General features: G+C 74.5%; 20 protein-coding genes and 1 pseudogene. 9 read left to right on the top strand and 12 right to left on the bottom strand.

The window, feature by feature from the left end:
* Positions 1 to 93 precede the first annotated feature (93 nt).
* The gene (locus ACIOFR_RS27945; protein WP_401001907.1) at positions 94 to 663 is read left to right on the top strand and encodes an NUDIX hydrolase; all 570 of its coding nucleotides are present in this window, start codon (positions 94 to 96) and stop codon (positions 661 to 663) included.
* A 76-nt stretch (positions 664 to 739) separates the two neighbouring features.
* On the opposite strand, the gene ACIOFR_RS27940 is transcribed toward ACIOFR_RS27945, so the two are convergent.
* The 3 genes from ACIOFR_RS27940 to ACIOFR_RS27930 all read right to left on the bottom strand — a co-directional run bounded on the left by ACIOFR_RS27940 (position 740) and on the right by ACIOFR_RS27930 (position 4,415).
* Positions 740 to 1,246, bottom strand: a complete 507-nt coding sequence (locus ACIOFR_RS27940; protein WP_401001905.1) for a hypothetical protein — start codon at positions 1,244 to 1,246, stop codon at positions 740 to 742.
* Positions 1,243 to 1,860, bottom strand: a complete 618-nt coding sequence (locus ACIOFR_RS27935; RefSeq protein ID WP_401001904.1) for a thioredoxin family protein — start codon at positions 1,858 to 1,860, stop codon at positions 1,243 to 1,245. The genes ACIOFR_RS27940 and ACIOFR_RS27935 overlap by 4 nt, the downstream gene beginning before the upstream one ends.
* Positions 1,861 to 2,069: 209 nt before the next feature.
* Positions 2,070 to 4,415 carry a Tex family protein gene (locus ACIOFR_RS27930; RefSeq protein ID WP_401002001.1) on the bottom strand — a complete coding sequence of 782 codons (2,346 nt, stop codon included), beginning with the start codon at positions 4,413 to 4,415 and terminating at the stop codon, positions 2,070 to 2,072.
* Positions 4,416 to 4,733: 318 nt separating this feature from the next.
* Between ACIOFR_RS27930 and ACIOFR_RS27925 the strand changes: the two genes are divergently transcribed.
* Together ACIOFR_RS27925 and ACIOFR_RS27920 are read left to right on the top strand one after the other, a co-directional pair.
* Positions 4,734 to 5,618: a hypothetical protein gene (locus ACIOFR_RS27925; RefSeq protein ID WP_401001901.1), complete on the top strand. Its 885-nt coding sequence runs from the start codon at positions 4,734 to 4,736 to the stop codon at positions 5,616 to 5,618.
* 92 nt (positions 5,619 to 5,710) lie between these two features.
* Entirely contained in the window at positions 5,711 to 6,208 is a 498-nt protein-coding gene (locus ACIOFR_RS27920; protein WP_401001899.1) for a SigE family RNA polymerase sigma factor, read from the top strand.
* Between the two features lie 59 nt (positions 6,209 to 6,267).
* Here ACIOFR_RS27920 and ACIOFR_RS27915 read toward each other — a convergent pair whose 3' ends face one another.
* The gene (locus ACIOFR_RS27915) at positions 6,268 to 6,714 is read right to left on the bottom strand and encodes a MarR family winged helix-turn-helix transcriptional regulator (protein WP_401001897.1); all 447 of its coding nucleotides are present in this window, start codon (positions 6,712 to 6,714) and stop codon (positions 6,268 to 6,270) included.
* 93 nt (positions 6,715 to 6,807) lie between these two features.
* Between ACIOFR_RS27915 and ACIOFR_RS27910 the strand changes: the two genes are divergently transcribed.
* The gene (locus ACIOFR_RS27910; RefSeq protein ID WP_401001895.1) at positions 6,808 to 7,179 is read left to right on the top strand and encodes a cupin domain-containing protein; all 372 of its coding nucleotides are present in this window, start codon (positions 6,808 to 6,810) and stop codon (positions 7,177 to 7,179) included.
* Between the two features lie 269 nt (positions 7,180 to 7,448).
* A complete protein-coding gene (locus tag ACIOFR_RS27905) occupies positions 7,449 to 7,784 on the top strand; it encodes a hypothetical protein (RefSeq protein ID WP_401001893.1) in 336 nt (111 codons plus the stop codon).
* A 37-nt stretch (positions 7,785 to 7,821) separates the two neighbouring features.
* Here ACIOFR_RS27905 and ACIOFR_RS27900 read toward each other — a convergent pair whose 3' ends face one another.
* Both ACIOFR_RS27900 and ACIOFR_RS27895 read right to left on the bottom strand, forming a co-directional pair.
* Positions 7,822 to 8,625: an SGNH/GDSL hydrolase family protein gene (locus ACIOFR_RS27900; protein WP_401001891.1), complete on the bottom strand. Its 804-nt coding sequence runs from the start codon at positions 8,623 to 8,625 to the stop codon at positions 7,822 to 7,824.
* Between the two features lie 45 nt (positions 8,626 to 8,670).
* Positions 8,671 to 9,453 (bottom strand): alpha/beta fold hydrolase, encoded by a 783-nt coding sequence (locus ACIOFR_RS27895; RefSeq protein WP_401001889.1) that lies wholly within the window; start codon positions 9,451 to 9,453, stop codon positions 8,671 to 8,673.
* 141 nt (positions 9,454 to 9,594) lie between these two features.
* Between ACIOFR_RS27895 and ACIOFR_RS27890 the strand changes: the two genes are divergently transcribed.
* On the top strand, positions 9,595 to 10,557 hold the full coding sequence (locus ACIOFR_RS27890) for a MerR family transcriptional regulator (protein ID WP_401001887.1): 963 nt from the start codon (positions 9,595 to 9,597) through the stop codon (positions 10,555 to 10,557).
* On the opposite strand, the pseudogene ACIOFR_RS27885 reads toward ACIOFR_RS27890, so the two are convergent.
* Positions 10,556 to 10,909: pseudogene (locus ACIOFR_RS27885) on the bottom strand (winged helix-turn-helix transcriptional regulator); the annotation flags it as partial. The gene ACIOFR_RS27890 and the pseudogene ACIOFR_RS27885 sit on opposite strands and share 2 nt — an antisense overlap.
* A gap of 97 nt (positions 10,910 to 11,006) precedes the next feature.
* Between ACIOFR_RS27885 and ACIOFR_RS27880 the strand changes: the two are divergent.
* The gene (locus ACIOFR_RS27880; RefSeq protein ID WP_401001885.1) at positions 11,007 to 12,218 is read left to right on the top strand and encodes a pyridoxal phosphate-dependent aminotransferase; all 1,212 of its coding nucleotides are present in this window, start codon (positions 11,007 to 11,009) and stop codon (positions 12,216 to 12,218) included.
* 25 nt (positions 12,219 to 12,243) lie between these two features.
* Here the strand turns inward: ACIOFR_RS27880 and ACIOFR_RS27875 are convergent, their stop codons facing one another.
* Positions 12,244 to 13,059, bottom strand: coding sequence for a carbohydrate-binding protein (locus ACIOFR_RS27875; protein ID WP_401001883.1), 816 nt, complete (start codon positions 13,057 to 13,059; stop codon positions 12,244 to 12,246).
* Between the two features lie 47 nt (positions 13,060 to 13,106).
* Here ACIOFR_RS27875 and ACIOFR_RS27870 point away from each other — a divergent pair, with 47 nt between their 5' ends.
* Positions 13,107 to 13,586, top strand: a complete 480-nt coding sequence (locus tag ACIOFR_RS27870) for a peroxiredoxin (protein WP_401001881.1) — start codon at positions 13,107 to 13,109, stop codon at positions 13,584 to 13,586.
* A 6-nt stretch (positions 13,587 to 13,592) separates the two neighbouring features.
* Here ACIOFR_RS27870 and ACIOFR_RS27865 read toward each other — a convergent pair whose 3' ends face one another.
* A complete protein-coding gene (locus tag ACIOFR_RS27865; protein WP_401001879.1) occupies positions 13,593 to 14,498 on the bottom strand; it encodes a helix-turn-helix transcriptional regulator in 906 nt (301 codons plus the stop codon).
* Positions 14,499 to 14,764: 266 nt separating this feature from the next.
* Between ACIOFR_RS27865 and ACIOFR_RS27860 the strand changes: the two genes are divergently transcribed.
* Complete coding sequence (locus ACIOFR_RS27860) at positions 14,765 to 16,282, top strand: methionine--tRNA ligase (RefSeq protein ID WP_401001877.1); 1,518 nt, start codon at positions 14,765 to 14,767, stop codon at positions 16,280 to 16,282.
* Positions 16,283 to 16,359: 77 nt separating this feature from the next.
* On the opposite strand, the gene ACIOFR_RS27855 is transcribed toward ACIOFR_RS27860, so the two are convergent.
* The 3 genes from ACIOFR_RS27855 to ACIOFR_RS27845 all read right to left on the bottom strand — a co-directional run bounded on the left by ACIOFR_RS27855 (position 16,360) and on the right by ACIOFR_RS27845 (position 20,411).
* Positions 16,360 to 17,979, bottom strand: a complete 1,620-nt coding sequence (locus ACIOFR_RS27855) for a purple acid phosphatase family protein (RefSeq protein WP_401001876.1) — start codon at positions 17,977 to 17,979, stop codon at positions 16,360 to 16,362.
* 114 nt (positions 17,980 to 18,093) lie between these two features.
* Complete coding sequence (locus ACIOFR_RS27850; RefSeq protein WP_401001875.1) at positions 18,094 to 19,434, bottom strand: MFS transporter; 1,341 nt, start codon at positions 19,432 to 19,434, stop codon at positions 18,094 to 18,096.
* The gene (locus ACIOFR_RS27845) at positions 19,431 to 20,411 is read right to left on the bottom strand and encodes a JmjC domain-containing protein (RefSeq protein WP_401001873.1); all 981 of its coding nucleotides are present in this window, start codon (positions 20,409 to 20,411) and stop codon (positions 19,431 to 19,433) included. The genes ACIOFR_RS27850 and ACIOFR_RS27845 overlap by 4 nt, the downstream gene beginning before the upstream one ends.
* Positions 20,412 to 20,416: the final 5 nt, after the last annotated feature.

Genomic DNA, 20,416 nt, shown 5'->3' with positions numbered 1-20,416 from the left:
CGGCCGGCGAGCGGCCCTCGTCAGGGTGAGTCGCACACGCCCGTGGGCATGATTCCTCCGGTGGAACGCGCACGGGAGGATTACGATCAAGCGATGACGGACACAACCGACAGAGCAGGGGAACTCGCGGACCTCGCAGCCCGGTTCCCGAACCTGCACGCGCCCCAGCGCTGGGCCTGGGGCGGGATCGACGCCCAGTTCTCGACGGAGCTGCCGCCCGATCAACTGATCACCAACATCCACCTGGTGGGCTTCGCCGACGGCGGGGTGGTGCTCTGCCGCGACGTGCGCGGCCACTGGTTCCTGCCCGGCGGCACCCGGGAGGCGGCCGAGAGCATCGAGTCCTGCCTGGTCCGCGAGTTGCGCGAGGAGGCCGGTGCCCGGCTGGTCGGGCCGCCGGTGTGGATCGGCGCGCACCGGGCCGTCACCGACACCCCGGAGCCGTACCGCCCGTGGCAGCCGCACCCGGAGAAGGCCTGGCTGTGGGGCTGGGCCGAGGTGGAGGTGGACTCCTCCCCCACCAATCCGGACGACGGCGAGCAGGTCGTGGAGGTCCGCGCGGTGTCGCCGGCCGAGGCGAGGCTGCTGCTGGAGCGCGGCCGGGAGGCCTGGTGGGGCGAACTGGTGGACCTGGCCGTGGAGTCCCGCACCCGGGCGGCCTGACCCGGGCCCGCCCGGGCCGCGCCGCCGTACACCGCCGTACCCCGGCGCGACCCGGCGCGACCCGGCGCGACCCGGTCTACGGGAGCGCGAAGGCGATCGGGCGGTCGAACACCGGGATCAGGCAGCGTCCTTCGCTACAGGCGCCGTAGCTGACCACCGCCTCCGCCCGCGCCTCGCCGGTGCGGTGTACGGGCAGGGTGAGCGTCACCGGACCGTCCGGGTAGACCGGCAGTTCGACGTCGAGCCCGGCCGGGCTGACGGTGCGCAGCGGCCGGTCGGCCACCGGGGTTCCGTCCGCGGCCAGCCCGCCCCGGACGGCGAGCCGGGTCGGGATGCCGAGGCCCGAGACGCCGCCCGCCGGCAGGTCGACGCTGTAGAGGTGGAAGCCGGCCTCCTGCGGGCGGAAGGTGACGCGCAGTCGCTCCGCGCCGCCGGCCTCCCGGTCCAGCCGGACCGCGACGCTGACGCCGTTGCCCTCGAACCCGGCGGCGGGCGGTGCCGCGGCCGGGGACTGTCCCGCACAGCCGGCGACGGTGAGCAGCAGGGTCGCCGCTGCGCCCGCGTGCCGCCGGCGAAGGGTCACGCGGTGGCCCAGCGGTTCAGGAACTGGGCGACGGCCGGCGGCTTCATGGTCCGTGCGTTGGCGAACGCCCCGTCGCTGGTGGCGGTCAGGACCTTCCCGTCCGGGGAGAGCACCACCAGGGCGGGGATGCCGCTGGTGCGCAGGTCGACGTAGTCGAGGGCGAGTTCCACGTTGTGGTCGAACTGGCCGACGTCGACGGAGACCACCCGGTACCGGTCCCGCAGCACGGGCTCCACCTCGGGCGAACGGAACAGCCGTTCCAGCACCTTGCAGTCGGGGCACCAGTCCGCGCCGAAGTCGAGGAGCACCTGGCGGTGGTCCTCGGCGGACAGCGCGAGGGCGGCCTTGATGTCGGCCGCCGCGTCACGCTTGGGGTCGTAGCCGGCGGGGAGCGCCGGGCCGGACGGCGCCGCGGAGGCGGAGGCGGCCGGGGCCGCCGCGGGCGCGGCGGGCGCGGCGGAGGCGGCGGAGGCGGCGGGGGTGGCGGCGCCGGAGGCGGTCACCGGCGCCGTGGCCGTCCCGCTGGACGCGTCGACGCCGGCGGTCGAGGCGCACCCCGCACTCAGCAGGGCTCCGGCGAGCGTCGTGGCGAACAGGGCACGGCTGCGCCGCATGTGGTTCCTCCCCGGGTGGCGACGTGATCAGCAGAGGATAGCCCAGGTCAGCGGGGTTCCTTCGGGCACCCCTGGCCACGCACGGCCGTCGCCCCGCACGGGTCCGCGGGGCCGGGCGCGAGCCGGATCCGCGGACCCGCCGGACACACCGCCGGGCCGGGGCGGGAGCGGCGGGTGCGCCGCTCCCGCCCCGGCCCGGACGGGTACCGCTACTTCGTCAGACCGGCGCGGCGCAGCGCGTCGGCCATCGCGCTGTTGGCGGCCGGGGGCTGGTTGCCGCCGGAGCGGCGGTCCTGGCGCGGGGGCCGCGGGCCGCGGTCGCCGCCGCGGTCACCGCGGTCGCCCCGGTCGCGCCGGCCGCCGCCGCCCTCGCCGCCGGCGCGGCCGACCTCGTCGTCCAGGCGCAGGGTCAGGCCGATCCGCTTGCGCGGGACGTCGACGGTGGTCACCCGCACCCGCACGATGTCGCCGGGCTTGACCACCTCGCGCGGGTCCTTGACGAAGTTCTTCGACAGCGCGGAGACGTGCACCAGGCCGTCCTGGTGGACACCGATGTCGACGAAGGCGCCGAAGGCGGCGACGTTGGTGACGACGCCCTCCAGGACCATGCCGACCTCCAGGTCGCCGATCTTGTCGACGCCCTCCTTGAACTCGGCGGTGCGGAAGGCCGGGCGCGGGTCGCGGCCGGGCTTGTCGAGCTCGCCGAGGATGTCGGTGACGGTCGGCACGCCGAAGGTGTCGTCCGCGAAGTCGGTCGGGCGCAGGGCCCGCAGCGCGGCGCCGTTGCCGATCAGGGACCGCAGGTCGCCGCCGGTGGCGGTGAGGATCCGGCGGACCACCGGGTAGGCCTCCGGGTGCACGGCCGAGGCGTCCAGCGGGTCGTCGCCGTCGGGGATCCGCAGGAAGCCCGCGCACTGCTCGAAGGCCTTGGGGCCGAGCCGGGTCACGTCCTTGAGCGCCTTGCGGGTGCGGAACGGGCCGTTGGTGTCGCGGTGCGCGACGATGTTGTCGGCGAGCGTCCCGGTGATGCCCGAGACCCGGGTGAGCAGCGGGGCGGAGGCGGTGTTGACGTCCACGCCGACCGCGTTGACGCAGTCCTCGACGACCGCGTCCAGCGAGCGGGAGAGCTTGAGTTCGCTGAGGTCGTGCTGGTACTGGCCGACACCGATCGACTTGGGGTCGATCTTGACCAGCTCGGCCAGCGGGTCCTGGAGCCGGCGGGCGATGGAGACCGCGCCGCGGATGGAGACGTCCAGTTCGGGCAGTTCCTGGGAGGCGAAGGCCGAGGCGGAGTAGACCGACGCGCCGGCCTCGGAGACCATCACCTTGGTCAGACCGAGGTCCGGGTGACGGGTGATCAGGTCGGCGGCGAGCTTGTCGGTCTCCCGGGAGGCGGTGCCGTTGCCGATCGCGACCAGGTCGACCCCGTGCTTCCCGGCCAGCGCGGCCAGGGTGGCGACGGCCGCGTCCCACTTGTTGGCGGGCTGGTGCGGGTAGATCGTGTCGTACGCGACGACCTTGCCGGTGGCGTCGACGATCGCGACCTTGACGCCGGTGCGGAAGCCCGGGTCGAGGCCCATGGTGGCGCGGGAGCCGGCCGGGGCGGCGAGCAGCAGGTCGCGCAGGTTGGCGGCGAAGACGCGGACGGCCTCGTCCTCGGCCTCCTGGCGCAGCCGGGTGCGCAGGTCGATGCCGAGCCGGACCAGGATGCGGGTGCGCCAGGCCCAACGGACCGTGTCGGTGAGCCACTTGTCAGCGGGGCGGCCGCGGTCGGCGACGGCGAAGCGGGCGGCGATCCGCTGCTCGTAGTCGTTCTCGCCCGGCAGGTCGCCGTCCTGGCCGTCGGAGGGCGACAGTTCCAGGTCGAGGACCTCCTCCTTCTCGCCGCGCAGCATGGCCAGGATGCGGTGCGAGGGGAGCTTGGTGTACGGCTCGGCGAAGTCGAAGTAGTCGGCGAACTTGGCGCCGTCCTGCTCCTTGCCGTCGCGGACCCGGGCGACCAGACGGCCGCGGGTCCACATCCGCTCGCGCAGCGAGCCGACCAGGTCGGCGTCCTCGCCGAAGCGCTCGACCAGGATGGAGCGGGCGCCGTCGAGCGCGGCGGCGGTGTCGGCCACCGACTCGTTGAGGTAGCCGGCGGCGAGCTGCTGCGGGTCCTGCGAGGGGTCGGCGAGCAGGGTGTCGGCGAGCGGTTCGAGTCCGGCCTCGCGGGCGATCTGCGCCTTGGTGCGCCGCTTGGGCTTGAACGGGAGGTAGATGTCCTCCAGCCGGGCCTTGGAGTCGGCGGCCAGGATCTGGGCGCGCAGGGTGTCGTCCAGCTTGCCCTGGGCCTCGATGGACTCCAGCACGGCCGTACGGCGCTCCTCCAGCTCGCGCAGGTAGCGCAGCCGCTCCTCCAGGGTGCGCAGCTGGGCGTCGTCCAGCGCGCCGGTCGCCTCCTTGCGGTAGCGGGCGATGAAGGGGACGGTCGAGCCGCCGTCGAGCAGGTCGACGGCCGCCTTCACCTGCCCCTCGCGGACGCCCAGCTCTTCGGCGATCTTGCGTTCGACTGGCATGGTCACGAAGCCGGTCACCTTCTCCTGAGTTCCCTCGCGGGAGTGCCCTCGCGGGTTTCGCCCTGCGTTCTGTTCGCCCTGCATTCTGGCAGGTGCGTGCCCGGAATCGGGCCCGTGCGGGCCCGCTCGCGGCTGCGTGGCGCGCGGGGGCGGCGGCCGCGGACGGGCTGCCTGCCGACCCCCGGAAGAAAAAATACGATCGGATGATGCGACCGGAACGGGCGCCCGTCGCGTATGGAAAGGGCGAGACCCGCACCGAGCCGGGTCGCGCCAGGACCGTGCACGGGAGCCGCGCGGGGGACACCGGAGGACGCAGCCGTGATCGAGGACTTCCGCGACAGCCTGAACGAGGAGCTGTCCGGCCTCGCCGAACCGCCCCTGGGCGACCTGGTCGTCACGGCCGTGCAGCGCGGCCGCGGCAGGGTCCGGCGCAACCGGGTGGTCGCCGCCGCCGCCGGCTCGGTCGTCGCGGTGGCCGCCGTCACCGCCCTGCTGCTCGGCCCACCGGGGGCGGGACGGGCGCACACCCCGGCGATCGCGGTCGGCGGTCCCGCGACCGGTCGGGCGAGCACACCGGCGACCGGGCGGGCGAGCATCCCGGCGACCGGGCCGGAGAGCACCCCGGTGACCGGGACGCCGACCCACCGGCCGACCGTCGCGATCGGCGGCGCGACGGCCGAGTCCGCCGGGCCGCCGGTGAACGTCACCCCCTCCGCCCTGCTGGCCGCCGTGGTCGACGCGCTGCCGGCCGGGAAGACCGGCAACTACGCGGTGAGCGGCGGCGTCCTGGGGGTGCAGGTCTACCTGGAGACCGGCCGGGGAGTCGGGCTGGTCCGGGTCTTCGTCAGCACCGAGCCCGCGGACCTCGCGGACTGCGACAGCTCGCCGAAGCCGGGCCCCGGCGGACGGCTGGCGTGCTTCGTCGACCGGCGCGGCCAGACGACGGCCGTGGTCACCGGCCTGGAGGGCAACTGCCTGGCGACGACCTCCGTGCTCAGCGTGCGCGAGGACGGCACGACCGTGCACGTCGTCGTCGGCACCTGCCTGGCCTGGAACGGCTCCACCAACCCGCCCGCCCCGCCGGCGCTGACCGTCGACCAGGCGGTGGAACTGGCCGGCGACCCCTCGATCGGCGCCTGGATGGATCCCGACTTCGTCCAGACCGCCGCCAAGCGCTTCCCCGGGCTGCCCACCTTCCGCTGACGTCGGCCGCCACGGCCACCGCCGTGCCGCGCCAGGCGCGGGGCGCGGCACCAGATCTGACGAACCACCACCCGACCCGGGGAGACCGAACGGTGCGCGACGACGCCGAATTCACCGCATTCGCCGAGGCAGCCGCACCGCGCCTGCGCCAGATCGCCTACCTGATGTGCCGCGACTGGCACCTCGCCCAGGACCTGACGCAGACCACGCTCACCAAGATGTACGTCGCCTGGAACCGGGTGAACCGCGCGGACTGCGACCCGTTCATCTACGCCCGCAAGATCCTGCTGCACGCGCTGATCGACCACCGCCGCCGGCGCAGCAGCAGTGAGCTGACCGCCGAGCACCTGCCCGAGTCCGCCCGGGCCGCCGACCCGGCCGACGTCCGGCTGACCCTGCTGGGCGCGCTCGCCCTGCTGCCGCGCCGCAGCCGCGCGATCGTACTGCTGCGCTACTGGGAGGACCACAGCGTGGCCGTCACCGCGGAGATCCTCGGCGTCAAACCCTCGGTGGTGAAGTCCCAGAGCATGCGCGCGCTCGCCACGCTCCGGGAACACCTGGGCGAGGACCGCGAGTTGCTCTTCGGCTGAGCCCCGCGAGCCGCAGGCCGGGGTCCGGGGTCCGGCCGAGGCCGGCGCCGTCCCGTCGCCTACCAGACCGGCCGCAGCCGCCCGGACGGCGCCAGCCTCGCCAGGTCGTCGCGCAGCTCGCGCAGGCGCTGCTCGCCGAGCACCCCGGCCCAGGGCCGGACGGCCTCGGCCGAGGCCTCCTCGGCCGCGCGGGTGCAGGCCCAGCCGCGCTCGGTCAGCACGACGAGCCGGGCCCGGGCGTCCTGCGGGTGCGGTCGCCGCTCCACGTACCCCTTGCGGACCAGCTCCTCCACCATCTGGCTGGCCGCCTGCTTGGTCACCCCCAGGTGCTCGGCCAGTTCGCCCACGCTCGCGCCGGACGGGGCGAGCCGGGCGAAGGCGTAGCCGTGGGCGGGCCGCAGGTCCTCGAAACCCCGGGCCCGGACGCCCTCGTCGATGCTGCGCACGAGGTCGGCCGCGAGGCCGAGGAGCAGCGGCGGAAGGCTGAGGGCGACGGTCTGGTCCATGGCTGAAGTCTGCCAGCTCCGACTTGACACGATGGTCAAGCTGATTGACCATATAGTCAAGCAGCTTGACCATCGCGCATCGAGGAGACCGTCGTGCCCGTCGTCCGATCCACCGAACCCACCGTCCACCGGGCCCACGGGGCCCGCTTCGCCTCGTACGCCGCCACCTCCACCGGCAGCACCGAACTCAGCGCCTGGCGAGTCGAGTTGGACGCCGGAATCACCGGGGTGGAGCACACCGTCTCCCGGGAGGAGGTCTTCCTGGTGCTCACCGGCGCACCGGTCCTCTCGCTCGACGGCGAGCCCAGCGTCCTCGGCCCCGGCGACACCGCGGTCGCACCCGCCGGCACCCGGCTGCGCCTCGACACCACCGACGGGCCCGCCACCCTGTGGGTCACCACCAGCACCGGCCTGACGGCCACCCTGCCGGACGGCACCGTGATCACCCCGCCCTGGGCGGCCTGACCGCCGACGCCGGAGCGGGCACGGCGCCCCCGGGTACGGAGCGGGCGCCGTAGCATCGACGACCGGGAAGGGGGTGGGGAGATGCCGACACTCGCGGTGACCGGCCACGTCAACCTCGCCGAGTCGGGCGTGCCGTCGATCAGGCAGGCCCTGGCGGCCGTCCTCGGCGGCTGGCCGGCTCGGAGCTGACCGGGCTGTCCTGCCTGGCCGAGGGGGCGGACGCGCTGTTCGCGGACGCCGTCCTGGCGGCGGGCGGGCGGCTCGTCGCGGTGCTCCCGTCCGCGGACTACCGGCAGAACATGGTCGCGCCGCGGTACGCGGCGGAGTACGACCGGCTGCTCGGGGCCGCGGGCGAGGTGCGGACCATGCCGTACCAGCGGGCCGCGGGCGCCGCCTACGCCGCCGCCAACCGGGAACTGCTCCGCCACGCGGACCTGCTGGTGGCCGTCTGGGACGGCAGCCCGGGCAGCGACCGGGGCGGCACCGGGGACGCGGTGGCGGCCGCCCGTGCCGCGGGCGTCCCGGTGGAGGTGGTGTGGCCCGCGGGCGCGGCCCGGCAGGCTCGGACACGCCCGGCGCGGCGCGGGCGGCCACGGGTCCTCTGACGGCCTCGCCGCACCCGCCGCCCGCGGACGGGGCGGTCTACCGACCCCGGTACGGCAGCAGTTCGGGGCGCTTGGGGGCACGGTCGTCCCCCGAGGAACGGCCGGTGAGGCGGCGGCCGATCCAGGGACCGAGGTGCAGTCGCAGCCAGCGGAGGTCGGTGCGGAGCCTCTCGGCGCGGCCGCGCGGGGCGGCCGGGGGCAGCGGGGCGCGCCAGTCGTGGTCGGCGGGGCGGCCGAGGGCCTCCAGGACCGCGGTGGCGACCCGGCGGTGGCCCTCCGGGGAGAGGTGCAGCCGGTCCTCGTCCCAGAGCCGGCGGTCGTCGAAGCAGGGGGCGGAGAAGAGGTCCACCACGACGGCCCGGCCCGGGTGCTCGGCCGCGACCGACTCGACGAAGGCCTTCATCCGCAGGATCGCCGGGAGCAGCCGGGCGCCGCCCGCCAGCCGGCGGACCGGGTCGGTGCTGGTGAACATCACCACCGTGCCGCCCCCGGCCAGCAGTTCGCGGGCCGCCCGGCCGAGCTGCCGTTCCACCTCGGCGATGTCGCAGCCGGGACGCAGCACGTCGTTCAGCCCGCCGGCCAGGGTCACCAGTTCGGCGCCGGCCGCGGCGGCCGGGCCGATCTGGTCGGCGCAGATCTGGCCGATCAGCTTGCCCCGGACGGCGAGGTTGGCGTAGCGGAACTCCTCGTCCGGCCGTTCGGCGGCCAGGGCGTCGGCGACCCGGTCGGCCCAGCCCCGGAAGTGGCCGTCGGGGAGCAGCTCGTCGCACATGCCTTCGGTGAAGGAGTCCCCGACGGCGACGTAGCTGCGGAACACGGTGGCGGTGGCGTAGTTCTCCATGGCCCGTCGATGCTACGCGCACGCCCGGCCACCGCCGCGGGCGGGCTACCGGTCGGTAGTCGCCGGGTGGAGGCGGACGCCCCCGCCGGCGGCCGCCTCGACCAGGGCTGCGGTCAGGGCCACCGGGTCCTCCAGCATCGGGTAGTGGCCGGTGGCAAGCTCGAAGAAGCCGGTGTCGGGCTCGGCGAGCTTGGCGAAGCGCGGTCCGCCCGTCGCGTGCAGCATCCGGGCGACCTCCAGGCTCAGACCGTTCAGCAGGCAGAAGATCCCGGTGGTCGGCACCTTTCGCCAGGCACCGGTCAGCCGGACCGGGTCCTTCATGGTGGACACCGGGTGCGGGGTCGCCAGCGCCAGGTAGCGGTCCACGACGGCGTCGGGCAGGCCGCCGAGCGAGCCCCAGCCGGCCGGCATCAGCACCTCCCTGGCCGGAACCGGGAGGACGCCGCCCGCCGGGGTCCCGGCGATCCGGTCCCGGTGGTGCTCGTCCGGGAAGGTGTCGCCGAGCGACTCGCCGTCCTCGGGGATACCGGTGTCGACGAAGACCAGGCGGGCCACCCCGTCCGGTGCGCCGTCGACGGCACCGATCGCCGGGAAGATGCCGTAGCTGTGCGCCACCACCACCGCCCCGGGGCCCGCCGCCGCGAGCGCCCCGGCGACCGCCGCGGTGTGGGCGGCCAGGTCCGCCGCGGGGGCCAGGTCGGACAGCTCGGCCAGCCCGGGCAGGGTGAGCGGCACCGCCCGGTGACCGCGGGCCGCCAGCTCGGCGGCCACCTCCTCCCACACCCACGCTCCCGAGAAGGCTCCGGGTACCAGCACGAAGGTCGTCATCGTCGAACCGCCTCATCGATCAGGGCGCCGCTCCCCGGCGCAGTCGCACCGTAGGACCTCCCGCAGGGGGAGATTCCAGCGCCGGGCACCCGGCGGGAGCCGTCCCGAGGTCCGTAGGCTGGTCGCGAAGGGGGTGCCGCGATGGTGGACGAGGACGGTCGGAGCTTCGGGATCGGGGAGTTGGCCGAGGCCGCCGGGGTCAGCGTGAAGACGGTGCGGTTCTACTCCGACTCGGGGCTGCTGCCGGAGTCCGGGCGCACTCCGGGCGGGCACCGCCGGTACGGCGCGTCGGCGCTGGAGCGGCTGCGGACGGTACGGCGGCTGCGGGCACTGGGCCTGGCCCTGCCCGCCGTCGCCGAGGTGCTGCGGGGGGACACCGAGGCGTCCGCGGCGCTGGCCGCCCACCGGGCCGAGGTGGCGCGGCAGCTGACCGACCTGCGCTGGCGGCAGGCCGCACTTGAGGCCGTCGCCGAGCAACCGGGCGCGCTCGACCTGGTCGGTGACGCGCTGCGCACGCCGCCGGCCACCGACGTGCTGGCCGCGTTCTGGCGACGGGTCCTGCCGCTGCGACTGCCGCCCCGGCTGGTGGCGGCGATCATCGACGCGGCCGTTCCGGAGCTGCCCGGCTCGCCGACCCCGGCGCAGGCGCTCGCGTACGCGCGACTGCACGCGGTGGCCACCGACCGCGCGGCCGCCGCGGCGATCCGGGCGGCCGACGGCGGCAGCTGCGAGGACGCCCACCTGCTGTACGAAGGACTGGGCGAGGCCTACGAGTTGGCGCGGCGCGGCGACCCGGGCGCGCTGGAGTGCTTCGTCGCCGCGCACGCCCGCGCCGAGCGCACCGCCGACTCCCCCGCGTTCCGCCGGGCACTGGTCACCCGGCTGGCCCGGCCCAATCCGCAGATGGCGGCGTACTGGACGCACTCGGGCGCGCTGCGCACCGACCCCGCCCCGGACATGGGCACCACCCACGCGGCGCTGACGGCGGAGCTGGTCGGCTCGGCCGGCCCGGCCAGCGCCGTCGGCGCCGCCAGCGCCGTCAGCGCGACCCGACCGGCTCGACGGATTCAACCGGCCCGACCGGCTCGACCGGCTCCCCGGTGAACCAGTGGCCGCGGACGGCGTCGGTGGGACGGCGTTCGCCGAGCTCCGGCAGGCCCCAGGCGGCGAGCGACTCGACCACGGGCCGCAGCGCCAGGCCGCGTTCGGTCAGCTGGTAGACCGTCGCGCTGGCGGGCCGCTCCAGCTTGCGCCGGACCGCGAGGCCCTCGGCCTCCAGCTGCTTGAGCCGGGCGGCCAGGATGTCGGTGGAGACGCCGGGCAGGTCGGCGTGCAGATCCGTGTAGCGGCGCGGGCCGCCGAGGAGCTCACGGACGATCAGGAGACTCCAGCGCTCGCCCACCGCATCCAGGGCGCGGGCGACGGCGCAGTACTGGTCGTAGCTTCGGCGTGACATGTGGATCAGCATAGCCAATAGGTTGGACTTTCCAAGTGCTTACTTGGTAGAACAAAGCATGCCGCCGGCGTGGTGGTGACGGTTCGGGAGGCCGCTGATGGAGTTTCGCCAGTCCAGCAAGCTGAAGGACGTGTGCTACGAGATCCGTGGCCCGGTCGTCGACCACGCCAACGCACTGGAGGAGGCCGGGCACACGGTGCTGCGGCTGAACACCGGCAACCCGGCGCCGTTCGGCTTCGAGGCGCCCGAGGAGATCATCCAGGACATCGTCCGCAACCTGCGCGGCGCGCACGGCTACAGCGACTCCCGGGGCATCCTGCCGGCCCGGCGCGCGGTGGTGCAGTACTACCAGCAGCGCGGGGTGTCCGGCGTGACGGTGGACGACGTCTACCTCGGCAACGGCGCCTCGGAACTGATCCAGATGGCGGTCCAGGCGCTGGTCGACGACGGCGACGAAGTCCTCGTCCCCGCACCGGACTTCCCGCTCTGGACGGCGGTGGTCCGGCTGGCCGGCGGCAAGGCCGTGCACTACCTCTGCGACGAGGAGGCCCAGTGGTACCCGGACCTCGACGACATCGCCTCGAAGATCAACCACCGCACCAAGGCCATCGTGGTCATCAACCCCAACAACCCGACCGGCGCGGTGTATCCGAAGGAGCTCCTGGAGGGCATCCTCGAACTCGCCCGCCGGCACGGCCTGATGGTGCTGGCCGACGAGATCTACGACAAGATCCTCTACGACGGCGTCGAGCACCACTGCCTGGCCGCGCTGGCCGACGACGTGGTCACGCTGACCTTCAACGGCCTGTCCAAGGCCTACCGGGTGGCCGGGTTCCGCAGCGGCTGGCTGGTGGTGTCCGGGCCCAAGCAGCACGCCAGGGACTACCTGGAGGGCCTCACCATGCTGGCCGGCATGCGCCTGTGCCCCAACGTACCGGCGCAGTACGCCGTGCAGGCCGCCCTCGGCGGGCACCAGTCGATCCACGACCTCACCCTGCCGAACGGCCGCCTCACCGAGCAGCGGGACGTCACCTGGCGCGCCCTCAACGAGCTGCCCGGCGTGAGCTGCGTCAAGCCCCAGGGCGCGCTGTACGCCTTCGCCAAGCTGGACCCGGCGGTCCACCGGATCGTGGACGACGAGCGCTTCGTACTGGACCTGCTGCTCCGCGAGAAGATCCACATCGTCCAGGGCACCGGCTTCAACTGGCCCCGCCCGGACCACTTCCGCTTCGTCACCCTGCCCCGCGCCGACGACCTGGAGACGGCGATCAGCCGGATCGGCCGCTTCCTGGCCACCTACCGCCAGTAGCGTCGCCGGGCGGGGCCCGGCCGGGTCACAGCCGCTGCCACAGCGCGGGAACGTTCGGCGGCTCCCAGCCGGTGAACGCGGTGTGCCCCTGGAGGCAGCGGTAGGCGGCACCGCCGTAGGTGACCTGGTCACCGGCCCGGTACGTGGTGCCCGCCCGCCAGGTGCCGCCGGCCGGGCCGCTGGGCGAGGGGGACGGCGAGGAGGGTCCGGTCGGGGTCGGCGACGGCGAGGGGGTCTGCGCGACGTCGAGCACGAAGTCGAAGCTGCCCTCCTCGGCCGGACCGGCCTGCCGGACGTTCATCAGCAGCGCCGGATCGAAGATGGTGTCCGTGCTGTTGCGCGGCTCGCCCGGGAAGTACAGCTGGGTGGTGAGCACCGGGCGCCCGGGGGCCTGGGCCTTGACGTGGATGTGCCGGGTGCGGCCGGGGTAGAGGCCGGGCACGATCGTGGTCAGACTGAACGCTGGCCGGGCAGCAGCACCCACAGGTGCGGCGGGTCCAGCGGCCACTCGACCAGGTCGAGGACGTGCGCGCCGCGGCCACCGGTCACGTAGACCAGCTCGTAGAAGGAGTGGCGGTGCGGGAAGCCCGCCCGGGACAGCGGGCCGATGGTGTCGAAGGAGCCCAGGGCGAAGGGCAGCACGCCCGGCGCGGGGACCTCCAGGTTGTGCAGCGGCACCTGGTTCCGGGGCTGCCGGAGGGTCGTCAGGTCGGTCACCGCGCCAGTGTCGCCCGGCGGCCGGGTGCCGTCCAGGGCGGCCCCCGGCAGCGGAGCCGGACCGGGCGGGCCCCGGTGGCCCCCGCCCGGCGCCCCTTCCACCTCCGCTACGGCCGGGTAACATCGCCGACGGACGCAGCTCCACCGGCCCCCCACGACGAAGGACCTCCGATGGCCAAGCAGCCCGAGATCGGCTCCCCCGCACCCGAGTTCACCCTGCCAGGACTGCTGCTCGACGGGGACGTCGCCGAGCGCCGCGACTACCGTCTCGCGGAGGCCAAGGGCGGCCCGCTGGTCCTGGTCTTCTACCCGGGCGACGACACCGCCGTGTGCACCAAGCAGCTCTGCTCGTACACCTCGGACCTGGACCGCTTCAAGGGTCTGGGCGCCACCGTCTGGGGCATCAGCCCGCAGGGCCTGGACAGCCACGAGGCGTTCGCCCGCAAGCACCGGCTGGCCTTCCCGCTGCTGGCCGACACCGATCGCACGGTCGCCACGGCGTTCGGCATCGCGGTGCCGGGGCTCGGCCTGCGCCGTTCCGTCTTCATCCTGGACGGGGACGGCTCGGTGCGCTGGAAGCACGTGGCCCTGATGGGGCTGACCTTCCAGCACAGCGACACCCTCGCCGAACAGCTCGCCGCGCTCGGCTGACGCACCTCAGGGGCGGCCGCCCGGCTGCGGACCGCCGGCGCGCAGGGCCTCCTCGGGCCCGGCCGCCGGGGACGCCGTCCAGGCGAGCATCAGTCGCAGGGCGTCCTCGGAGGGGCTGCCGGGCTCGGCGGCGTAGGTGATCAGCGCCTGGGCCGGGTCGTCGGCGGCCCGCAGGGTCTCGTAGGTCAGTTCCAGGCCGCCGACGACCGGGTGCTGGAACCGCTTGACCCCGGACGTCTTGTCCTGGACCGGGTGTTCGGCCCACCAGCCGCGGAACTCCCGGCTCTTCACCGCGAGTTCGCCGACCAGCGCGCTCAGCGCGGGGTCGTCGGGGTGCCGGCCGGCCTCCAGGCTCAGGTAGGCGACGTTCTCCCGGGCGCAGGCCTCCCAGTCCGCGTACAGGGAACGGGACTCGGGCCGCAGGAAGGTGATCCTGGCGATGTTGCGCTCCGCCGGGTCCATCGCGTCGAAGTCGCCGAGCAGGGCGCTCGCCGCCTCGTTCCAGGCGAGCACCTCCATCCGCCGCCCCATCACCAGGGCGGGCAGGTCCGGGAGCGACCCCAGCAGGGTCCGGAGCATCGGCCGTACCCGCTGCGGGCGTTCCGCGCCGCGCCGCGGGCCGCGCGGGGTGCCGGCGGGGCGGGCGATCCGGTGCAGGTGACGGGTCTCGTCCTCGTCCAGGCGCAGCGCGCGGGCGAGGGCGGCGAGCACCGCGGGCGAGGCGTTGCGGACCCGGCCCTGTTCCATCCGCGTGTAGTAGTCGACGCTGACGCCGGCGAGTTCGGCGATCTCCTCGCGGCGCAGGCCCGCCACCCGGCGCCGGCCGAGCTCGGGCAGGCCGACGTCCCGGGGCAGCAGCCGGGCGCGGCGGGTGCGCAGGAAGTCGCCCAGCGCGGTGGTGGCGGTCGTCATGGCCCGATTCTCGCCGATCCGCCGTCGCGCTGCCTGGCCCTGCCAGGACCAGGCAGCGTACGCACCGCGTCGGGCCGGGGGCTGGAAACCGTGCGGCCGGCGGCCCGTCCGATGGGCTAGCATCACCCCATGACCACGTACCGGTTCTCCATGATGCCCCGCACCAGGGGCTGCTGACACCGGACGTACCCACGTTTCCGAGGCCCCGAGTCGGGGCCTCGTCCGCGTTCGCGACCGGAGCCCCGCCGCACGGCAGGAGGTTCCCGATGACCCGCCCGCGCTACTACGTCACCACCACCATCCCGTACGTCAACGCCCGGCCCCACCTCGGCTTCGCGCTGGAGCTGGTGCAGGCCGACGTGCTGGCCCGGCACCGCCGCAGCCGCGGCGACGAGGTCCGCTTCCTCAGCGGGACGGACGACAACTCGCTCAAGAACGTCCTGGCCGCCGAGGCCGAGGGGTCGGACGTCCAGAGCTTCGTGGACCGCAACGCGGACGCCTTCGCCGCGCTGCGCGAACCGCTGGCACTCTCCTTCGACGACTTCATCCGCACCAGCCGCGACCCCCGACACCGGGCCGGGGTGGAGGAGCTCTGGCGCCGCTGCGAGGCCTCCGGAGACCTCTACCGCAAGCACTACGAAGGCCTGTACTGCGTCGGCTGCGAGCAGTTCTACACCCCGGCCGAGCTGGTCGAGGGCCGGTGCGCCGAACACGGCACCGAGCCCCGGGCCGTGGCCGAGGAGAACTGGTTCTTCCGGCTGTCCCGGTACGCCGACACGCTGCGCGAACTGATCACCGACGGCCGGCTGCGGATCGAACCGGCCGCCCGGCGCAACGAGGTGCTCGGCCTGATCGACGGCGGTCTGCACGACTTCTCGATCTCCCGCTCGCACACCCGGGCCCGCGGCTGGGGCATCCCCGTGCCCGGCGACCCGGAGCAGGTGGTCTACGTCTGGTGGGACGCCCTGGGCAACTACGTGACCAGCCTCGGATTCGGCTCGGACGAGGCGGAGTTCGGACGCTGGTGGGCCGGGGAGGACGGGGACGGCCGGCGGGTGCACCTGGTGGGCAAGGGCGTCCTGCGCTTCCACGCGGTGTACTGGCCGGCCATGCTGCTGTCCGCCGGGCTGCCGCTGCCGACCGACGTCCTGGTGCACGACTACCTGACCGTGGACGGCCGCAAGATCAGCAAGTCGGCGGGCACCACCGTCGACCCGACCGCACTGGTCGACGCGTACGGCACGGACGCGGTGCGCTGGTGGCTGCTGCGCGAGGTGCCCCGGGTCGGCGACGCCGACTTCACCACCGAACGGCTGGTCGCCCGGGCCGACGCCGACCTGGCGGGCGGCGTCGGGAACCTGGTCAACCGGGTCGTGACGATGGTTCACCGGTTCCGGGACGGGCGGGAGCCGGCCATCGCCGCGGCCGGCGGGCGGCTGCCCGGGGTGTGCCGGCGCGCGCCGGAACTGGTCGACGCCGCCCTGGCCGGGCACGACTTCCGCCGGGCCGCCGCCGCGGTGTGGACGGTGGTCGAGGAGGCCAACCGGACGATCGACGAGACCCGGCCCTGGGAACTCGCCCGGGCCGAACGGTCCGGTGACCCGGCGGCCGGCGCACGGCTGGACACCGCACTCGGCGAACTGCTGCACGCCTGCCGGACGCTGGGCCGCGAGCTGGCGCCGTTCCTGCCGGACGCCGGCGCCCGGATCACCGGGCGCTGCACCCCCGTGGACGGCGTGCTGCCCGCCCCCGGGCCGCTGTTCCCCCGGATCGCCGGCGACTGAGCCCGGCTCGGCCGCCGGTCCGCGTCCCGTGGCGGGGCGCGGACCGGCGGCGGGACTCGGACCGGCGGCGGACGGGATCAGCGCCCGCCGCACTCCCCGGCCCGCCGGGCGATGGTGTAGTGGTCGATCCGGGTGCCGTCCTCGGCCAGCGCGGTGACCTGCATGGTCGCGGTGCGGCCCGGGTGGGCGGGCACCACGTCCACCTTGATGAAGGAGTAGCCGGTGTAGCGGACCCGGGACCACTCGACGGTCTCGGGGACCTTGGTGCCGCCCTTGGCGAAGTGGTACGTGGCGATCGAGTCGACCCGCTTCTCGTGGCCCTCGTAGCTGTCGGGCGCGTCGAAGGAGTACAGGCTGCGCCCGGCGGCGCCGGCCGTCACGTAGACCACACCGTCCTTGGCGGGCTCGACGGTGGCGCCGCTGGGCACCGCCTTGGCGACCTTGTTGCCGAGGATCGCGTCCGTCCGCTCGTAGACGTGGTTGTGACCGTTGATCACCAGGTCCACCCGGTACTTCTCGAACAGCGGCACCCAGGCCTCCCGGACACCGCCCTCGGAGGCGTGCTGGTGGGTGGTGGAGAAGGCGCAGTGGTGGAAGAAGACCACCACGAAGTCGACGGTGTCGTCCTGGCGCAGCTCGTGCAGCCTGCGGTCCAGCCAAGCGGTCTGCTTGCCCGCGGTGATGCCGAGGTTGGCCGGGATCTCGTACGAGACGTCGTTGGCGTCCAGCGAGACGACGCCGACGTTGCCGTACTTGAAGGAGTAGACGCCGGGGGCGGTGCGCGGGTCCGGGCCGTTCTGCGGGAGGTAGAAGCGGGAGGACTCGCCGCCGTAGCCGTTGTGCGAGTACCACGCCTCCATGTCGTGGTTGCCGTAGGAGACCATCCACGGGACCTTGGCGGCGACCGTCTCGGTCTGGACGAGGAAGCGGTCCCAGGTGGTGGCGTCGTAGACGGACTTGTCGGAGTCCTGGCCGGATCCGGCCGGGTCGGCGTAGCAGATGTCGCCGGCGTGCAGGTGGAAGGACGGGTTCTGGGCCAGGATGACGTGGTCGTTGCCGGCCGCGTGGGCGCTGACGCCCTGGTCGCCGAAGGCGGTGAAGGTGAACGGCGCGAACGGGCGGCCCCGGCGCCGGGAGCGGGCCGGCGCGGTGCGGAAGGTGCTCAGGGTGGAGATCGCCTGGTGCGAGGCCGGGTCGAAGCCCTGGTGGCCGACGCCGTAGTAGTAGGTGGTGTCGGCGTCCAGGTGGTCCAGTTCCACGTGCAGGTAGTACTGGTCGACGGGCGTGCCGGTCGGGGTGAGGGCGGGGGTGTGCAGCGCCCGTACCTCGGCCTCGACCTTGTGCCCGAGGTCCCACGGGTGCCGGCCGTACCGCAGGAACGGCTTCTTCACCGGGGCCGGGACCTGCCAGGAGATCCGGAACTGACGGTCCGGCTCGGCGCCGAAGGCGAGGTGACGGCCGATCGGCGCGACCAGGGAGCCGTCGATGCCGTCGGTGGTGGAGGGGACCGGCGCGGACGGGTCGGCGTACGCCGTACCGGAACCGAGCGCGCCGCCGACGGCGAGCACGCCGACCGTGACGGCGCTGGAACGCAGCAGCTTGCGGCGGGAGAGCGCGCTGCGCAGGTACTCGTGCTGCTCGGCCATGCTCATCCGGTCGGCGAGCTTCTCGGGCACGCCCATGCGGGGGATATTCATGCCGGAGAGATTCGCACCGTGCGGTGGCGCGTGCACGGACGTTCGGTGAACGAGCGACTGACGGCGAGTCTGCCGGTGCGCAAGATTGCGCCATGGGTTCGCAAAGTGCGGCACCTAGGACTCCTCCGTCCGGTCGGGCGGGTCCGGCTGGTCGGCCGGCCGGAGGCGGCGGGCCGCCCAGACCCCGCCGGCGATCATGAACAGGCCGCCGACCGCGAGGATGGTGTCGATCCGGCCGAAGTGCACCCCCGCGACCTCGGTGTCCAGGCCGCGCAGCGCGGTACTGGCCAGGAATCCCGCCAGCGCCATCGTGGAGATCGCGGCGAGCTGCTGCACCGGGCCGATCACGGTGACCACCCGGCCGAGCAGGTGCTGCGGGGTGACGCCCAGCAGCAGCGGGCCCACCACCACGTTCACCGCACCCACCGGCAGGCCGATCAGGGCGAGCACCACCAGGGCGAGCGGCAGCGCGGTGAGCCGGGAGTAGAGGACCACCCCGGCACCGGTCAGCACCAGGCAGAGCCAGTAGATCCGGTGGTCGCTCAGCTTCCCGGAGACGGCACCCGCCAGCAGTCCGCCGAGCAGGGTGCCGACCGCGAACCCGGCGCCCAGGGTGCCCAGCCAGGAGGCCGCGGAGTGCAGGTTGTCGGTGACGAAGAAGACGTCCAGCACGTTGAGCGCGCCGACCCCGAGGGTGTACACGCACACCGAGCCGAGCAGCGCCATCAGGACGCGGTTGTGCACGAAGAAGCTGATGCCCTCCCGGAAGTCGGCCCGGAAGGTGGAGGGCCCCCGGTCGGCCGGGCGTTCGGTGGGCGCCACCACCAGTGACCTGATCAACAGGAAGGACAGCAGGAACGAGCAGGCGTTGGCGACCAGGGCCCACTGCACGCCGGCGGCGAACAGCAGCGGCGCCGCCAGCGGCGGCCCGACGATGCCCGCGGCGCTGCCGGTGGCGGAGGTGAGGCTGAACGCGCGGGTGCGGTCGGCCTTCGGGACGGTCGCGCCGATCACCGCCAGCCGGGCCGGGTTGAAGAACTGTCCGGCCCCCGCGCAGACCGCGACGGCGAGGTAGACCAGCGCCAGCGCCACCGGGGTGGGCAGCCGGTCCCCCGCGACCGGCACCGCCAGCAGGGCCAGGATCACCACGGCCCGCAGCGCGTCGGTGGCCAGCATCAGCCGCCGCCGGTCCCAGCGGTCGACGAACACCCCGGCCGCCGGACCGACCAGCAGGGTCGGCACGGCCGCCGCCAGCAGCACCCCGCTGACCGCCGCCGGCGCCCAGCTCTGTCCCTTGGCGAGCACCGTGCCGACCCACAGCACGACGGTGGTGTCGAAGACGAAGTCCCCGACCACCGAGACCGCCTGGCCGAGCCAGAGCCGGTGCCAGTTGCGGTTGTGCCGCAGGCCTCCGGCCTGCTGCGGTGGAGCCTGGGCCGGCACGGTGTCGGTCATCTCGCCTCCCTCGGGCGGTGCGGGGCCGGACGGGACGGCCCCGAGTGGGTGAGGGCGCGCAGCAGGGAGCCGCCGCCGGTGGGGAGCGGCCCCGGGCGGGCCGGCCGGATCCGGTCGGCCGTCTCCTTGGCGTCGGCCGCGGCCGGCGCGGCCGCCAGTCGTCTCCTGAGCTCGGCCGACCGCTCGCTCAACTGCCGTTCGAACTCCTGCGGTTCGAGCCGGTGGAAGCCGTAGGGCAGGCACTCGCGGAACTCCTCGGCGGTCAGCACCCGGTCCACCAGCGGGCGCAGCACCGCACCCCAGGTGATCGGGCGCAGCGCCACCGACAGGTGGACGGAGGCCTCCTCGGTGGCGTCCCCGACGTGGACGAAGCCGCGCGGGATGTAGAGGCATTCCCCGGCCCGCAGGACAACGTCCAGCAGCGGTTCGGGCTCCGGTCCGGTGCGGGCCGCCGCCCACTCGCGCACCGGCCAGCGCTCCGGCGGCGTCGAGACCCGCCAGCGCTTGGAGCCGTGCACCTGGCGCACCAGCACGCCGGCCGTGTCGTAGTGCGGGGCGACGCCGCGTGCACCGGCCGGCGTCAGGAACGCCGCACAGTACGTGGCGAAGCCGGTCTCCTCGGTCAGCTCCCGGCAGAACGCGGCCACCTGGGGGCAGTAGGTCTGCAGCTCCTCCAGTACGAGGGTGGCGCCGGCGGCGACCTCACGCTCCACCGCCCGGCCGTCCACCAGCAGTTCGCGCCGGCCGGCCGAGCGTTCCCGCCCGCGGCCGACCCGGGCGGCGGGCAGCTCCTCGCCGTCCCGGAAGAGCCGGACCGAGGGCACCGGGAGGCCGGTGGTGTGGATCAGCCGCTCGGCGGTGCGGGCGTCGAAGACGTCGGAGAAGGTGCCCAGGGCCGCGGCGACGAACGGTGCGTCCTCCCAGTGCGTCCTGAGCCGGTCGGGGTCGCCGACCAGGCGGGCCACGCTCCCGGCCACCGGCC

This window comes from Kitasatospora sp. NPDC088346, assembly GCF_044740765.1.
In the GTDB taxonomy this organism is placed as follows: domain Bacteria; phylum Actinomycetota; class Actinomycetes; order Streptomycetales; family Streptomycetaceae; genus Kitasatospora.
Note: the sequence above shows the minus strand (reverse complement) of the source record. Positions and strands in the feature narration are given on the sequence as shown.

Bases quoted from the DNA above. Each gene is read 5' to 3' on its own strand.
- ACIOFR_RS27945 (WP_401001907.1), top strand. From the start codon at position 94: ATGACGGACACAACCGACAGAGCAGGGGAACTCGCGGACCTCGCAGCC.
- ACIOFR_RS27935 (WP_401001904.1), bottom strand. From the start codon at position 1,860: ATGCGGCGCAGCCGTGCCCTGTTCGCCACGACGCTCGCCGGAGCCCTG.
- ACIOFR_RS27930 (WP_401002001.1), bottom strand. From the start codon at position 4,415: ATGCCAGTCGAACGCAAGATCGCCGAAGAGCTGGGCGTCCGCGAGGGG.
- ACIOFR_RS27915 (WP_401001897.1), bottom strand. From the start codon at position 6,714: ATGGACCAGACCGTCGCCCTCAGCCTTCCGCCGCTGCTCCTCGGCCTC.
- ACIOFR_RS27900 (WP_401001891.1), bottom strand. From the start codon at position 8,625: ATGGAGAACTACGCCACCGCCACCGTGTTCCGCAGCTACGTCGCCGTC.
- ACIOFR_RS27895 (WP_401001889.1), bottom strand. From the start codon at position 9,453: ATGACGACCTTCGTGCTGGTACCCGGAGCCTTCTCGGGAGCGTGGGTG.
- ACIOFR_RS27890 (WP_401001887.1), top strand. From the start codon at position 9,595: ATGGTGGACGAGGACGGTCGGAGCTTCGGGATCGGGGAGTTGGCCGAG.
- ACIOFR_RS27880 (WP_401001885.1), top strand. From the start codon at position 11,007: ATGGAGTTTCGCCAGTCCAGCAAGCTGAAGGACGTGTGCTACGAGATC.
- ACIOFR_RS27875 (WP_401001883.1), bottom strand. From the start codon at position 13,059: ATGTTACCCGGCCGTAGCGGAGGTGGAAGGGGCGCCGGGCGGGGGCCA.
- ACIOFR_RS27870 (WP_401001881.1), top strand. From the start codon at position 13,107: ATGGCCAAGCAGCCCGAGATCGGCTCCCCCGCACCCGAGTTCACCCTG.
- ACIOFR_RS27865 (WP_401001879.1), bottom strand. From the start codon at position 14,498: ATGACGACCGCCACCACCGCGCTGGGCGACTTCCTGCGCACCCGCCGC.
- ACIOFR_RS27860 (WP_401001877.1), top strand. From the start codon at position 14,765: ATGACCCGCCCGCGCTACTACGTCACCACCACCATCCCGTACGTCAAC.
- ACIOFR_RS27855 (WP_401001876.1), bottom strand. From the start codon at position 17,979: ATGAATATCCCCCGCATGGGCGTGCCCGAGAAGCTCGCCGACCGGATG.
- ACIOFR_RS27850 (WP_401001875.1), bottom strand. From the start codon at position 19,434: ATGACCGACACCGTGCCGGCCCAGGCTCCACCGCAGCAGGCCGGAGGC.